This window comes from Pseudomonas bharatica (assembly GCF_048586865.1).
GTDB classification, from domain to species: Bacteria; Pseudomonadota; Gammaproteobacteria; order Pseudomonadales; family Pseudomonadaceae; genus Aquipseudomonas; species Aquipseudomonas bharatica.
This window is the reverse complement of sequence record NZ_JBMAWR010000035.1, coordinates 27,470-42,676: the sequence shown is the minus strand read 5'-3', so window position 1 is coordinate 42,676 and position 15,207 is coordinate 27,470. Positions and strand designations below refer to the sequence as shown.

Annotated in this window: 10 protein-coding genes; 1 reads left to right on the top strand and 9 read right to left on the bottom strand. The window is 63.9% G+C overall.

Annotation, left to right across the window (positions count from 1 at the left end):
• Positions 1 to 124 precede the first annotated feature (124 nt).
• The 8 genes from gcvP to arcD (ACKLLE_RS25800) form a co-directional block, all read right to left on the bottom strand.
• Positions 125 to 2,980 (bottom strand): aminomethyl-transferring glycine dehydrogenase, encoded by a 2,856-nt coding sequence (gene gcvP, locus ACKLLE_RS25835; protein ID WP_420059432.1) that lies wholly within the window; start codon positions 2,978 to 2,980, stop codon positions 125 to 127.
• A 10-nt stretch (positions 2,981 to 2,990) separates the two neighbouring features.
• The gene (gene gcvH, locus ACKLLE_RS25830; RefSeq protein WP_009398272.1) at positions 2,991 to 3,374 is read right to left on the bottom strand and encodes a glycine cleavage system protein GcvH; all 384 of its coding nucleotides are present in this window, start codon (positions 3,372 to 3,374) and stop codon (positions 2,991 to 2,993) included.
• A 288-nt stretch (positions 3,375 to 3,662) separates the two neighbouring features.
• The gene (locus ACKLLE_RS25825) at positions 3,663 to 5,171 is read right to left on the bottom strand and encodes a sigma-54-dependent transcriptional regulator (protein ID WP_064301654.1); all 1,509 of its coding nucleotides are present in this window, start codon (positions 5,169 to 5,171) and stop codon (positions 3,663 to 3,665) included.
• A 95-nt stretch (positions 5,172 to 5,266) separates the two neighbouring features.
• The gene (locus tag ACKLLE_RS25820; RefSeq protein WP_009398274.1) at positions 5,267 to 5,629 is read right to left on the bottom strand and encodes a DUF5064 family protein; all 363 of its coding nucleotides are present in this window, start codon (positions 5,627 to 5,629) and stop codon (positions 5,267 to 5,269) included.
• Between the two features lie 57 nt (positions 5,630 to 5,686).
• Positions 5,687 to 6,616 carry a carbamate kinase gene (gene arcC, locus ACKLLE_RS25815; RefSeq protein WP_420059431.1) on the bottom strand — a complete coding sequence of 310 codons (930 nt, stop codon included), beginning with the start codon at positions 6,614 to 6,616 and terminating at the stop codon, positions 5,687 to 5,689.
• A gap of 178 nt (positions 6,617 to 6,794) precedes the next feature.
• Positions 6,795 to 7,805 (bottom strand): ornithine carbamoyltransferase, encoded by a 1,011-nt coding sequence (locus ACKLLE_RS25810; protein WP_009398277.1) that lies wholly within the window; start codon positions 7,803 to 7,805, stop codon positions 6,795 to 6,797.
• 67 nt (positions 7,806 to 7,872) lie between these two features.
• The gene (arcA, locus tag ACKLLE_RS25805) at positions 7,873 to 9,129 is read right to left on the bottom strand and encodes an arginine deiminase (protein WP_420059430.1); all 1,257 of its coding nucleotides are present in this window, start codon (positions 9,127 to 9,129) and stop codon (positions 7,873 to 7,875) included.
• A 33-nt stretch (positions 9,130 to 9,162) separates the two neighbouring features.
• Positions 9,163 to 10,590: an arginine-ornithine antiporter gene (gene arcD, locus ACKLLE_RS25800; protein WP_009398281.1), complete on the bottom strand. Its 1,428-nt coding sequence runs from the start codon at positions 10,588 to 10,590 to the stop codon at positions 9,163 to 9,165.
• A gap of 414 nt (positions 10,591 to 11,004) precedes the next feature.
• Here arcD (ACKLLE_RS25800) and arcD (ACKLLE_RS25795) point away from each other — a divergent pair, with 414 nt between their 5' ends.
• Entirely contained in the window at positions 11,005 to 12,432 is a 1,428-nt protein-coding gene (gene arcD / locus ACKLLE_RS25795) for an arginine-ornithine antiporter (protein ID WP_420059429.1), read from the top strand.
• Positions 12,433 to 12,540: 108 nt separating this feature from the next.
• Here the strand turns inward: arcD (ACKLLE_RS25795) and ACKLLE_RS25790 are convergent, their stop codons facing one another.
• On the bottom strand, positions 12,541 to 15,123 hold the full coding sequence (locus tag ACKLLE_RS25790; RefSeq protein WP_420059428.1) for a TonB-dependent receptor: 2,583 nt from the start codon (positions 15,121 to 15,123) through the stop codon (positions 12,541 to 12,543).
• Positions 15,124 to 15,207 lie beyond the last annotated feature (84 nt).

Genomic DNA, 15,207 nt, shown 5'->3' with positions numbered 1-15,207 from the left:
CGGCGGTATGAAGGGCGGGGCGGGGCCCCCCCCCCTCGCCGGCAACGCCGGCTCCCACAGGTATCGGGTGCGCCGCGAACCTTGTGGGAGCCGGCGTTGCCGGCGATGAGGCCCTCAAGCGAACTCAGACCTCTTGGTAACTCTCGATCGACGGGCAAGCGCACACCAGGTTGCGATCACCGAACACGTTGTCGACCCGGCCCACCGGTGGCCAGTACTTGCCTTCCACCAGCGACGGCAGCGGGTACACCGCCTGCTCGCGGCTGTAGCCGTGCGGCCATTCGCCCGCGAGCTCGGCCGCGGTGTGCGGAGCGTTCTTCAGCGGGTTGTCGTCCTTGTCCAGGCTGCCGTTTTCCACCGCACGAATTTCTTCGCGGATGCGGATCATCGCCTCGCAGAAGCGATCCAGTTCTTCCTTGGACTCGCTTTCGGTCGGCTCGATCATCAGGGTGCCGGCGACCGGGAAGGACATGGTCGGGGCGTGGAAGCCGAAGTCGATCAGGCGCTTGGCCACGTCGTCGACGCTGATGCCGCTGCTGTCCTTGAGCGGGCGCAGGTCGAGGATGCATTCATGCGCGACCAGGCCGTTGCTGCCGGTGTACAGCACAGGATAGTGCTCTTCCAGGCGACGGGCGATGTAGTTGGCGTTGAGGATCGCCATCTGCGAGGCACGCTTGAGGCCCGCGCCACCCATCATGCGAATGTACATCCAGGTGATCGGCAGGATGCTGGCGCTGCCGAATGGCGCTGCGCAGACCGCCCCTTGCTTGTTTTCCATCTGCGCATGGCCCGGCAGGAACGGCGCCAGGTGCGACTTGACGCCGATCGGGCCGACGCCCGGGCCGCCACCGCCGTGAGGAATGCAGAAGGTCTTGTGCAGGTTCAGGTGCGAAACGTCGCCACCGAACTTGCCCGGTGCGCAGAGGCCGACCATGGCGTTCATGTTGGCGCCGTCGATGTACACCTGGCCGCCGTTGTCGTGGATGATCGCGCAGATCTCGCCGATGGCCTCTTCGAACACGCCGTGGGTCGACGGGTAAGTGATCATCAGCGCGGCAAGGTGCTCGCGGTGCTCGATGGCCTTGGCCCGCAGGTCGTCGATGTCCACGTTGCCGCGGGCGTCACAGGCGGTCACCACCACGCGCATGCCGGCCATATGGGCGGTGGCCGGGTTGGTGCCGTGGGCCGAGGACGGGATCAGGCAGATGTCGCGGCGGTCGTCGCCACGGCTCTGGTGATAGGCACGGATCGCCAGCAGGCCGGCATATTCGCCCTGGGAGCCGGCGTTCGGCTGCAGCGATACGGCATCGTAGCCGGTGGCGGCGCAGAGCATGGCTTCCAGTTCGGACGTCAGTTGCTGGTAACCCTGGCTCTGCTCGGCAGGGGCGAAGGGGTGCAGGCTGCCGAATTCGGCCCAGGTCACCGGGATCATCTCGCTGGCGGCGTTGAGCTTCATGGTGCAGGAGCCCAGCGGGATCATGGTGCGGTCCAGCGCCAGGTCCTTGTCGGCCAGGCGGCGCAGGTAGCGCATCAGCTCGGTTTCGCTGTGGTAGCGGTTGAACACCGGGTGCTCGAGGATCGCCGATTGGCGCAGCAGGGCCTGCGGCAATTGCGCGGCGGTGCTGGCGGCCAGGGCGGCGAAGTCCGGGGCCGCCTTGCCTTGGGCGAACAGCGCCCACAGGGCTTCGACATCGGCCTGGGTACTGGTTTCGTCGAGGGACACACCCACGCGCTCGCCATCGATCTGGCGCAGGTTGAAGCCGGCAGCGCGGGCTTGGGCGTGCAGCTCGGCGGTCGCGGCACCGGTAGCCAGGGTCAGGGTGTCGAAGAAGGCGCTGGTTTCGACGGTCACGCCCAGGCCGTTGAGGCCGGCAGCGAGGATCGCGGTCAGTTGGTGGGTGCGTGCGGCAATCTGCTTCAGGCCCTGCGGGCCGTGGTAGACGGCGTACATGCTGGCGATGTTGGCCAGCAGCACCTGGGCGGTGCAGATGTTGCTGGTGGCCTTTTCGCGGCGGATGTGCTGCTCGCGGGTCTGCATGGCCAGGCGCAGGGCGGTCTTGCCGAAGCGGTCGATGGACACGCCGACCAGGCGACCCGGCATGTCGCGCTTGAACGCGTCGCGGGTGGAGAAGTAGGCGGCGTGAGGGCCGCCGAAGCCCAGCGGTACACCGAAGCGCTGGGCGCTGCCGATGGCCACGTCGGCGCCGAACTCGCCCGGCGGGGTCAGCAGGGTCAGGGCCAGCAGGTCGGCGGCAACCGCGACCAGGGCGTTGGCGGCGTGGAAGCGCTCGACCAGCTCGCGGTAGTCGAAGACGTCACCGTTGCTCGCCGGGTATTGCAGCACGGCGCCGAAGAAGCGGCTGACGTCGCTCAGTTCGCGCTCGTCGCCGACCACCACTTCGATGCCCAGCGGCTCGGCACGGGTACGCAGCACGTCGAGGGTCTGCGGGTGGCAATGCACCGAGGCGAAGAAGGCGTGGCTGCCCTTGTTCTTGCTCAGGCGCTTGCAGAAGGTCATGGCTTCGGCGACGGCGGTGGCTTCGTCGAGCAGCGAGGCGTTGGCGATCGGCAGGCCGGTGAGGTCGCTGATCAGGGTCTGGAAGTTCAGCAGGGCTTCCAGGCGGCCCTGGGAAATCTCCGGCTGGTACGGGGTGTAGGCGGTGTACCAGGCCGGATTTTCCAGAAGGTTGCGCAGGATCGGCGCCGGCGTATGGCAGTTGTAGTAACCCTGGCCGATCACGCTCTTGACCAATTGGTTCTTGCCGGCGATGGCTTTCAGGGCGGCGAGGGCGTCGGCTTCGCTTTGGCCTTCGCCCATTTCCAGCACGCTGGTGCCCTTGATGCTGTCGGGGATGACCGCGGCGGTCATGGCGTCCAGCGAGTCGAAGCCGAGGGTGGCGAGCATGGCCTGCTCATCGGCCTGGCGCGGACCGATATGGCGGGCGATGAATTCGTTGGCGGTGCCGAGATTGATGGTCATGACGGGTTCCTCAGGCGTCGGCGTTGGCTTTGATCAGGCGGTCGTAGGCGTCCTGGTCGAGCAGTTGCGCGACGGCGCCGGCGTCGGCCGGGATAAAGCGGAAGAACCAGCCGTCGCCCAGCGGGTCTTCGTTGACCAGCTCCGGGCTGTCTTCCAGTTGCCCATTGACCTCGACCACTTCGCCGTCCAGCGGCATGTACACGCCGCTGGCGGCTTTCACCGACTCCACCGTGGAGGCTTCGGCGCCCTTGGCGTATTGCTGCAGTTCCGGCAGTTGCACATAGACCACGTCGCCCAGGGCGTTCTGGGCAAAGGCGGTGATGCCCACGGTCACGCTGCCGTCGGCTTCGGCACGCAGCCACTCGTGATCTTCGGTAAAACGCAACTCGCTCATGGAAACTCCTCGAAGGCCGTCGGTGCGGCCGGATGCGGTGATGGCCCGCGGAAAAGGCGCGGCGGGCGGGGTCTGGAATATCCATAGCAAGTTCGCGGCCATGTTCGGCAAAAGCCCGTGAACAAAGGGTTTTCCCGAATTTTCCTGACCGAATTACAGAATGAGTGGAATGAAATCGATACGGCAGAAGGGAGGGATTAAAGCCGAGAAGGATCAAGGCCTTGCCGGCTAGGCATTACAACAGTTCGTAGCGAAATCATTACGGTGTATTGATTTCGCTACGAATGTTCAGTGTTTGGTTGGGATTCCGTACTTGCGCAGCCGGTGGGCAATCGCCGTGTGAGAGGTCTGCAAGCGACTGGCCAATTGGCGGGTCGAGGGATGCTCGGCGTAGAGCTTTTCCAGCAGGTTCTTTTCGAAGTTCTCGACGGCCTGCTCCAGGCTGGTGATTTCGCCGTCCTGCTCGCGGGCTACCGAGGTGCCGGCGATGTCCAGGTCGCCGATGTCCACCAGGCTGTTTTCGCTGATGGCGGCAGCGCGGAAGATCACGTTCTGCAGTTGCCGCACGTTGCCCGGCCAGCGGTTGCCGAGCAGGGCAGGGAAGGTGTCCGGGGCCAGGCGGCAGAGCGGCCGCTGGATCTGGGTACAGGCCTGCTGCATGAAGTAGCGGGCCAGCAGCAGGATGTCCTGGCCGCGCTCACGCAGCGGCGGCACCTCGAGGTTGAGGACGTTGAGGCGGTAGAACAGGTCTTCGCGGAAGCTGCCTTCGGCGACCATCTTTTCCAGGTCGCGGTGGGTGGCGCTGAGGATCCGCACATTGACCTTGACCTCGCGATCGCCGCCGACCCGGCGGAAGCTGCCGTCATTGAGGAAGCGCAGCAGCTTGGCCTGCAGGTAGGGCGACATCTCGCCGATTTCGTCGAGAAACACCGTGCCCTGGTTGGCCAGTTCCATCAGCCCCGGCTTGCCACCGCGCTGCGCGCCGGTGAAGGCGCCGGGGGCGTAGCCGAACAGCTCGCTTTCGGCCAGGTTCTCCGGCAGTGCCGCGCAGTTGAGGGCGAGGAAGGGCGCGGCATGGCGGCTGCTGATGGCATGGCAGGCGCGTGCCACCAGTTCCTTGCCGGTACCGGTCTCGCCGTGGATCAGCAACGGCGCATCGAGGGCCGCCACGCGCAGGGCGCGGCTTTTCAGGGTACGGATCGCCGGGGATTCGCCAAGCAAGGCGTCGAAGCCCTCTGCGTGGTCGTGATGCAAGGCCGACAGGCGTTCGCCGATGCGGTTCGGCGGGTACAGGGTGACCAGCGCACCGGCGTCGGTGATCGGCGTGGCGTCCAGCAGCAGCGTCTGGCCGTTGAGCACCACTTCGCGCATCGGCAGGTGGAAGCCCTGGTCGATCAGGGTGGCGAGCAGTTCCGGCGCATCGAACAGCTCGGCGATGCTGCGTCCCGCCGGCTCCTGCCCGCACAGTGCGACCAGCGCCGGGTTGGCCAGCAGCACGTTGCCGGCGCTGTCCAGGGCCAGCACCGGGTCGCCCATGGCTGCCAGCAGGGCATCGAGCTGCAGGTGGCGGCGCTGGCCGGGAAGGATATCCACCACGCGCACCGACTGTACGCCGCGGACGTTGAGCAGGGCGTCGTGCAGTTCTTCGAGGACGAAGGGATTGAGCGTGGGCGCGTCGATATAGACGTTCGGCGGCACCATCTCCACCGCATCCAGGTTGAGGTTGCGCGCGCCCAGCAGGGCGAGCACTTCCTGGGTGATGCCGACGCGGTCGATGAAGCTGACATGGATGCGCATTGGTGGGCGATGGGTTCACGGCTGGCGAAGCGTGCAAGTATGCCTTGCGGCTGCGTGGTGGTCGATTGGCTTGCCAGCGGTGAAGGCTGTGCCGGTTATTCGAAACGCTCGGGCTTGATCGGGTCGCCCGATTTCACCTCCAGCTTGTCGCGGATGTCTTCGAACATCCTGTCGTAGAGGGTGTTGTGCGCCGAGGTGACGATGCCCTTGATCGGCATGTCGTGCTTGCGGGCGATGTCATCGATGACGGCGGCGAAGTTGTACCAGTCGCTCTTGCCGAGGAAGAACGTCTCGTCGGCGGGCTTGTCCTGGATGGTCCCGTGCAGGCGGAACTGGATGCCCTTGCCTGCGGTGGGGTCCTGGACGGTTTCGTAATCGACGCAGAAGTTGTAGCTGTGGTCGTCCTTGTTCAGCGCATGGCGCTCGATATGCAGATGGCCTGGGGTGAACTGTGCCATGAGGGCTCCTTGTACGGTTGAAACAGGCGGGCCCGCCAGCAGGCCCGCCCGGGCGTTTCAACGATAGCTGAGGCCTGGGGAGGCGGTACTGACCCGGGTGCCGGCGGTGCCCTTGACGATATCCTCGATATCACTGAGCGAGCCGATCACCGCGACTTTGCCTGTGTGACGGGCGAAATCGCAAGCTGCCTGGACCTTCGGCCCCATGGACCCGGCGGCGAAACCGAGGCGTTCCAGCTCGTCCGGGTGGGCCTGGGCGATGGCTTTCTGGGTCGGTTTGTTGAAGTCGACATAGGCGGCGTTGACGTCGGTGGCGATCACCAGCAGGTCGGCTTCCAGCTGTTCGGCCAGCAGCGCCGAGCACAGGTCCTTGTCGATCACCGCTTCGATGCCCTGCAGCTTGCCGTCGGCACCATACAGGGTAGGAATGCCGCCACCACCGGCACAGATCACGATACTGCTCTTTTCCAGCAGCCATTTGATCGGGCGGATCTCGAAGATGCGCTTGGGTTTCGGGCTGGCGACCACACGGCGGAACTTGTCGCCGTCGGCGGCAATGGCCCAGCCCTTTTCCTTGGCCAGGCGCTCGGCTTCTTCCTTGGAGTAGACCGGGCCGATGGGTTTGGTCGGGTTTTGGAAGGCCGGGTCATTGGCGTCGACTTCGACCTGGGTGAGCAGGGTGGCGAAGGGCACCTCGAAGTCCAGCAGGTTGCCCAGTTCCTGTTCGATCATGTAGCCGATCATGCCTTCGGTCTCGGCGCCGAGGACGTCCAGCGGGTACGGGGTGACCGAGGTGTAGGCCGCCGCCTGCAACGACAGCAGCCCGACCTGCGGGCCGTTGCCGTGGGCGATGACCAGCTGGTTGCCGGGGTGGATCTTGGCGATCTGTTCGGTAGCGATACGGATATTGGCGCGCTGATTGTCGGCGGTCATGGGCTCGCCACGGCGCAGCAGCGCGTTACCGCCTAGTGCAACAACGATACGCATGGGGAATGTCCTTTGAATCTCGTTGAACGGGAGGCCGCCATCGCTGGCAAGCCAGCTCCCACAGGGGACGGCGTAAACTGGACCTGTGGGAGTTGGCTTACAGCATCAGGCTGGAGGATTGCCTACTCAGTTACGGCGTACACCGGACCTGTGGGAGCTGGCTTGCCAGCGATTTGGGTTACAGATCAGCCAGGGTCGAAACCAGGATCGCCTTGATCGTGTGCATGCGGTTTTCCGCTTGCTCGAAGGCGATGCACGCCGGTGATTCGAAGACGTCGTCGGTGACCTCGATGCCGTTGGCCAGGTGCGGATACTGTTCGGCGATCTGCTTGCCGACCTTGGTTTCCGAGTTGTGGAACGCCGGCAGGCAGTGCATGAACTTGGTGCGCGGGTTGCCGGTGGCCTTCAGCAGTTCGGCGTTGACCTGGTAGGGCAGCAGTTGCTGGATACGTTCGCCCCAGGCTTCCACCGGCTCGCCCATGGACACCCAGACGTCGGTGTGGACGAAGTCCACGCCCTTGACCGCAGCCTTCGGATCCTCGGTAAGGGTGATGCGCGCACCGCTGTCTTCCGCGTATTTCTTGCAGCGCGCAACCAGGTCGTCATGCGGCCACAGGGCCTTCGGTGCGGCGATGCGCACATCCATGCCGAGCTTGGCGCCGATCAGCAGCAGCGAGTTGCCCATGTTGTTGCGCGCATCGCCCAGGTAGGCGTAGCTGATCTCGTGCAGCGGCTTGTCGGCGTGCTCGCGCATGGTCAGCACGTCGGCGATCATCTGGGTCGGGTGGTATTCGTCGGTCAGGCCGTTGAACACCGGCACCCCGGCGAACTTCGCCAGTTCTTCCACCACTTCCTGCTTGAAGCCGCGGTACTCGATGGCGTCGTACATGCGCCCGAGCACCCGGGCGGTGTCCTTCATGCTTTCCTTGTGGCCGATCTGCGAGGAGTTCGGGTCGATGTAGGTGACGTTGGCGCCCTGGTCGTAGGCCGCCACCTCGAAGGCGCAGCGGGTGCGGGTCGAGGTCTTTTCGAAGATCAGGGCGATGTTGTTGCCCTTGAGGTGCTGCTGCTCGGTGCCGGTGTACTTGGCGCGCTTGAGGTCGCGGGACAGGTCGAGCAGGTAGCGCAGTTCGCGCTCGGTGTGATGTTCGAGGCTGAGCAGGTTGCGGTTATGAATGTTGAACGCCATTTCGGGACTCCTTGGATTCGGTGATCTGCCCGGCCGCGCCGGGTGGGCGCGGCCGGGGTAGTGGGCGTTAGTAGTCGATTGGGTCGCGCACGATCGGGCAGGTCATGCAGTGGCCGCCGCCACGTCCGCGGCCCAGTTCGCCGGCGCTGATGGTGATGACCTCCACGCCCGCCTTGCGCAGCAGGGTGTTGGTGTAGGTGTTGCGGTCGTAGCCGATGACCACGCCGGGTTCCAGGGCCACCACGTTGTTGCCGTCATCCCATTGCTCGCGTTCGGCGGCGAAGCTGTTGCCGCCGGTTTCCACCACGCGCAGGGCCTTGAGGCCGAGGGACTCGGCAACTACCTCGAGGAACGACTTGTTCTCGCGGCGCACGTCCATGCCGTAGGGCTTGCTGCTGTCCGGACGGATCACGAACGGCACGATCTCCTTCACCACTTCCGGGAAGACCGTGACCAGGTCGCGGTCGCAGAAGCTGAACACGGTGTCCAGGTGCATCGCCGCGCGGGATTTCGGCAGGCCGGCGACCACCACCTTCTCCACAGCGCCCTTGGCGAACAGCGATTGCGCCAGTTGGCCGATGGCCTGGCGCGAGGAGCGCTCGCCCATGCCGATCAGCACCACGCCCTTGCCGATCGGCATGACGTCGCCGCCTTCAAGTGTGGCCTGGCCGTGGTCCTTGTCCGGATCGCCGTACCAAACTTCGAAGTCGGCGTTGGTGAACTCAGGGTGGAATTTGTAGATGGCGCTGGCCAGCAGGGTTTCCTGGCGTCGCGCCGGCCAGTACATCGGGTTCAGGGTCACGCCGCCGTAGATCCAGCAAGTGGTGTCGCGGGTGAACTGGGTGTTCGGCAGGGGTGGCAGCAGGAAGCTGGAGTGGCCCAGGTAGTCACGATACATCTTGATCACGCTGGCGCCTTCGCTGTCCGGCAGGTCCTCGCCGGCCACGCCGCCGATCAGGAACTCGGCCAGACGGCGCGGCTCCAGGCCTTCGAGCCAGCTGCGCACTTCGTTGGTGAGGCCGACGCCGACGGTGTCGGGGGTAATCTTGCGGTCGAGGATCCACTTCAGGGCTTCGGGATTCTGGATGGTTTCGGTCAGCAGGTTGTGCATTTCCAGGACTTCGACCCCACGCTCGCGCATCTTGGTGACGAAGTCGAAGTGGTCGCGCTTGGCCTGGTTGACCCAGATGACGTCATCGAACAGCAGCTCGTCGCAGTTGCTCGGGGTCAGGCGCTGGTGCGCCAGGCCAGGGGAGCAAACCATCACTTTGCGCAGTTTGCCTGCCTCGGAATGAACACCGTACTTGACTTTATCCGTGGACATGATCATTTCCTCCAAAGGTGTGAAATACGGGGGTTACAGCGTAAGGAAGCCGTCATACAGGCCGTAGGCTGCCACCAGGGCACCAACGACCACGGCGGCGAATATCAACTTCTCCACGTGGGTGAAAACCGGTTGGCCGACCTCGCGCTTGGCCTTGGCGAACAGGATCGCGCCAGGGGCATAGAGCAGGGCGGAGAGCAGCAGGTACTTGACCCCGCCGGCGTACAGCAGCCAGATCGCATAGAGCAGGGCGATACCACCGATGATCAGGTCCTTCTTGCGCTCGGCCAGGGCCTGCTCGTAGGTCTCGCTGCGCCAGGCAAGCAGCACGGCGTAGGCCGCCGACCACAGGTAAGGCACCAGGATCATCGAGGTGGCGAGGTAGATCAGCGACAGGTAGGTACTGGCCGAGAACAGGGTGATGATCAGGAAGATCTGCACCATGGCGTTGGTCAGCCACAGGGCATTGGCCGGCACATGGTTGGCGTTCTCGCGGCGCAGGAACTCCGGCATGGTGTGGTCCTTGGCGGCGGCGAACATAATCTCCGCGCACAGCAGCACCCACGACAGCAGGGCCCCCAGCAGCGAGATGATCAGGCCGACGCTGATCAGCACCGCGCCCCAGTGGCCGACCACGTGCTCGAGCACGGCCGCCATCGACGGATTCTGCAGCTTGGCCAGTTCAGGCTGGGTCATGATGCCCAGCGACAGCACGTTGACCAGGACCAGGAACAGCAGCACGGTGATGAAGCCGATGACCGTGGCCTTGCCCACGTCCGAGCGTTTTTCCGCGCGGGCCGAGAAGATGCTCGCGCCCTCGATGCCGATGAACACCCAGACGGTGACCAGCATCATGTTGCGCACCTGGTTCATCACGCTGCCCAGGTCCGGGTTCATGGTTCCCCAGATGTCGGCGGTGAAGATATCCAGCTTGAAGGCGAACAGCGCGATCAGCACGAACAGGGCCAGCGGCACCACCTTGGCCACGGTGGTAACCAGGTTGATGAAGGCCGCTTCCTTGATCCCGCGCAGCACCAGGAAGTGCACGGCCCACAGCAGCACCGAAGCGCCGATGACCGCCGCCGGGGTGTTGCCCTCGCCGAAGATCGGGAAGAAATAGCCGAGGGTGCTGAACAGCAGGACGAAGTAGCCGACGTTGCCCAGCCAGGCACTGATCCAGTAGCCCCAGGCCGACGAGAAGCCCATGTAATCGCCGAAACCGGCCTTGGCGTAGGCATACACCCCGCCATCCAGATCGGGTTTGCGGTTGGCCAGGGTCTGGAAGACGAAGGCCAGGGTGAGCATGCCGACGGCGGTGATCGCCCAGCCGATCAGTACCGCGCCGACATCGGCGCTGGCCGCCATGTTTTGCGGCAGGGAAAAGATCCCGCCACCAATCATCGAACCCACCACAAGTGCGACGAGCGCACCGAGTCGAAGTTTTCCGGAAGCCTCTGACATGCTTGAGCTCCATTTCAGAAAAGAGAGACTTTCAAGGTAATGCGGATGGAATTACAGGAAGCTGATACAGGTCAGTTCATTGCGACATTCCATTGTTGACAAATGACTGGAAGAGCCTTCGAAAGATCAGCAGTTTGCTGCGCAGGCCTTGTGATACGGCGCTTTCAGAGAAGGGGTGGGTTCTCGAAAGTGCCTGAGAACTTTGAAGCTAGTCCGTTTCCCGGCTTTCGCAAATTTTTCACGAAAAAAAGGCGGTTAGACTTGTCGAAGCGGAATTAGTGCACAAAACTCTGACCGAAGCGTGTCGTTATTAGAGTCCTTTGTTATTAAATATAAAGGCTTATAACCTGCGTTTTTTACAAGATGATGATCAGGTTCATTGACTGAAAAACAGGGAATAAAAAGGGGAATTTCATGTCCGAGCCTGGCCAGAAACTGCGCCTTGGAGCGTTGATCGCGTTGGTGGTGGGTTCGATGATCGGCGGTGGCATCTTTTCCCTGCCGCAGAACATGGCTGCCCGTGCCGACGTAGGTGCAGTACTGATTGGTTGGGGTATCACTGCGATCGGCATGCTGGCCCTGGCCTTCGTTTTCCAGAGCCTGGCCAATCGCAAGCCCCAGCTGGATTCCGGGGTCTATGCCTACGCCAAGGCCGGCTTCGGCGAGTACATGGGCTTTTCCTCCGCCTGGGGCTACTGGATCAGCGCCTGGCTGGGTAATGTCGGTTACTTCGTCCTGTTGTTCAGTACCCTGGGCCTGTACTTCCCGGCGTTCGGCGAAGGCAACACGCCGTTGGCCATCGGCTGTGCCTCGCTGCTGCTGTGGGCGGTGCATTTCCTGGTGCTGCGCGGGATCAAGGAGGCCGCGTTCATCAACCAGATCACCACGGTGGCCAAGGTGGTGCCGCTGATCCTGTTCATCGTGATTGCCGCGGCGGCGTTTCGCATGGACATCTTCACCCGGGATATCTGGGGCCTGGCCAACCCGAGCTTCGGTAATGTGCTCGACCAAGTGCGCAACATGATGCTGGTGACAGTGTTCGTGTTCATCGGTATCGAAGGGGCAAGCATCTATTCCGGGCGGGCGCAAAAGCGCTCGGATGTCGGCAAGGCCACGGTGATCGGTTTTCTCGGTGTGCTGGCCCTGCTGGTGCTGGTCAACGTGCTGTCGCTGGGGGTGATGACCCAGCCGGAACTGGCGGCGCTGCACAATCCGTCGCTGGCTTCGGTACTGGAGCATATCGTCGGGCCCTGGGGCGCCTTGCTGATCAGCATCGGGCTGGCGGTTTCGCTGCTCGGCGCCTTGCTCTCCTGGGCCTTGCTCTGCGCCGAGATTCTCTATGCCACGGCGCGGGACAAGACCATGCCGCGGTTTCTCGCCTTCGAAAATGCCAACCATGTGCCGTCCAACGCGCTGTGGCTGACCAACAGCATGATCCAGGTTTTCCTGCTGATCACGCTGGTCTCGGCGGGGACCTACACCAGCCTGATCTACCTGGCGTCGTCGATGATCCTGGTGCCCTACCTATGGTCGGCGGCCTATGCGGTGCTGCTGGCGTTGCGCGGGGAGACCTATGAAGGCTTTGCCGGAACGCGGCGCAAGGACCTGTGCGTCGGGCTGGTGGCGTTGCTGTATGCGGTGTGGTTGCTGTACGCGGGCGGGTTGAAATACCTGCTGCTCTCGGCGCTGCTCTATGCGCCGGGGGTGATCCTGTTCGCAAGGGCGAAGCGTGAGCAGGATAAGCCGTTGTTCACCGGCTGGGAGAAGCTGATTTTCGCGGCGGTGGTGGCAGGTGCCGGCCTGGCAGCCTTCAGTCTCTACACCGGTGTCCTGACCATGTAGAGAACTCTGTGGGAGCGGGTTCACCCGCGATTACGTCGGTGAGTTCACTACCGTAATCGCGGGTAAACCCGCTCCCACAGGGTGTCTATGTGCGCTTCAAGATTGTGATCAGATATCCCAGACCACATTCACCGAGAAGTTGCGCCCCGGCATGGTCAGGCGATCCAGGTTGGCCGGGGCCGTCGCAGCGGCTTCGCCGATCCCGTCGTAGCCGCGCACGTCATCCCACTGCCAGTACTTCTTGTCGGTCAGGTTGTACAGGCCGGCATTGACCGTCACGTCGTCGCTCACCTTGTAGAACCCGCTCAGGTCCAGCACGCCGTAACCCGGAGTGCGGAACTGCTTGCTGGTGCCGTCTGGGGCGTAGAAGCTGGTGTCGTCGACGCGGTTCTTGCGCTTGACCAGGGTCCAGCTGAGCAAACCACCATACTGCTCCTGCTCGTACCCCAGGCCCATCACCGCAGTCAGCGGGTTGACGCTGTTGATCGGCTTGCCGGTGTCTTCGTTCTTGCCCCAGGCATAGGCCAGCGAGCCCTGGGTGTAGAGGCCGTTCGGCGCGCCGAAGGCATCCAGGTTCAGGCGGCCCTTGAATTCGGCGCCCTTGATGGTGGCGTGCTTGATGTTGTTGGCCTCGAAGCTCTGGCCAACGTTGGAACCCTGCACGGCGTCTTCGTTGATGAAGTCGCGGTACTTGTTATAGAACACCGCCACATCGAAGTTGCCGGCCTCGAAGTTGCCGCGCAGACCGGTTTCGTAGCTCTTGCTCTTCTCCGGCTCGAGGTTCGGGTTGCCCTGCACGCTGTAGCCGACGCCCGGGTTCTCGAAGCGGCCGTACATGGCTTTGGCGGTCGGGGTGCGGAAACCTTCGGCGTACTGGCCGTACCAGGTGTAGTTGTCGTTGAAGGCATAGGTCACGCCGAACTTGGGCGAGACGCGGTGCCACTTCTTGTCCTCGGTGTTGACCGGCTCGTTGCTCGAGCTGATGCCGCGCAGGAACTCGTCGGTGACGTGTGGCTTCATGCGTGTCTGGTCGTAGCGCAGGCCCGGCAGGAAGGTCCACTGGTTCCAGCGGATTTCATCCTGGGCGAAGAGGCTGTAGGTATTGACCGTCGGATCGGGGAAGTCGCTGACTTCAACCAGTGCGCTGGACGCCAGCGGCCGCCCGGTGACACAGCCGAAGCCGGTGGTCAGGCAGGTGGCGGTGCCGCTGCGCGAGCCGGTAACCTTGTTCTGCTTGAAGGTCGCGCCGTAGGTCAGCAGGTGCTCGGTGTCGCCGATAGCGAAGGCCTTATCGGCCTGGGCATCGAGGATCCACTGACGGTCCTTGTAGGTGGTCTTGCGGTCGCGGTAGAGGGTGTAGACCATTGGCCGGTAGATTTCCGCGGTGCGCTGGTCGGTCTTGCCGATCTGGTAGTTCAGGCTCCACTTCAGGTTGTCGGCCAGCAGGCTGTCGACGGCGAAGTCATGAGCGATGCCGAAGCGCTCGCGGGTGACCACGTCGCTGCCGGTGCGGTCCTGGTAGAAGTTCAGCGGGTTCGGCGTGAAGGGGCCGCCGACCGCGCTTTTCTGGTCGAGGTCGCGGTCGTCCTTGTAGCGCTCGTAGGTCAGGGCGATACGCCCGTCGTCGGCGTAGTTCCAGCCCAGCTTGGCCAGCACGTTGGTGGTCTGCACGTCTTCCGGGTTGGCCTCGGTGCGGCTCAGGCCGGTACCGCCGTGCTCGCCGTAGGATTCGGTCTCGTGGCCGTCACGCCGGCTCAGGTGCAGCAGGCCGTCGAACCCGCCTTCGCGGCCGGCGACGGTGGCGGATTTCAGCCAGCTGTTGTCGGCCGAGCTATAGCCGGCCTTCAGGCGCGCGCCGACGTCTTGGCCCGGCTTGATGATGTCGTCCGGATCGAGGGTGAAGTAGCTCACCGCGCCGCCGATGGCGTTGCTGCCGTACAGCACCGAGGCCGGGCCGCGGAGGATTTCCACGCGCTTGACGATCTCCGGATCGACGTAGTTGCGCTGGGTCTGGGCGTAGGGGCCGAAGAAGTAGCTGTCGGGAATCGCCACGCCGTCGATCTGGGTCAGTACCCGCTCGCCGTCGATGCCGCGGATGTTGTAGCCGTTCAGGCCGCTGCGCTGGCCGGTGCCGCTGACCGAGACACCCGGTTCGTAGCGCACCAGTTGCTTGATGTCGTTGACGTTGTTGCGGTCCAGTTGTTCGCGGGTCTGCACGCTGACGGTACTGGGCACCTGGCTGACGTCCTGGGCGCTGCGGGTGGCGCTGATGGTCACCTGTTGCAGGGCGATGGCCTGGGACTGGCTGCGCTCGATGGCGACGTTGTTGCTGCCCAGCTTGCGGTAGGTCAGGCCGGTGCCCAGCAGCAGCCGTTGCAGGGCCTGCTCCGGCGGCAGCGAACCGCGCACGCCCGCCGATACCACATTCTGTCCCAGTTCGGCGGACAAGCCGACCTGCCAGCCGGTCACCGAACTGAAGGCGTTCAACGCTGACACCAACGGTTGCTGGGCAATGTTGAAGCGGTAGTCACCCATGCGCTGGGCAGGCACTTGCGCCGGCGCGGCGGCCAGCGCCGGCAGGCTGGCGGCGCTGCTGGCGAGCATGGCCAGGGTCAGCAGGGAGAGCGTGCAACGTGGCAGGCCCGGCTTGCGGGCGGGGCTGGGGTTTCGGCGGGTGGATCCGGTGGGCATCGAAAGGCGCTCCCTGTCGCGCGTCGTTATAGGTGGCTACTGGTTCAAACAAGAATCAGTTGCATTGGCTATAACGAGACGTAC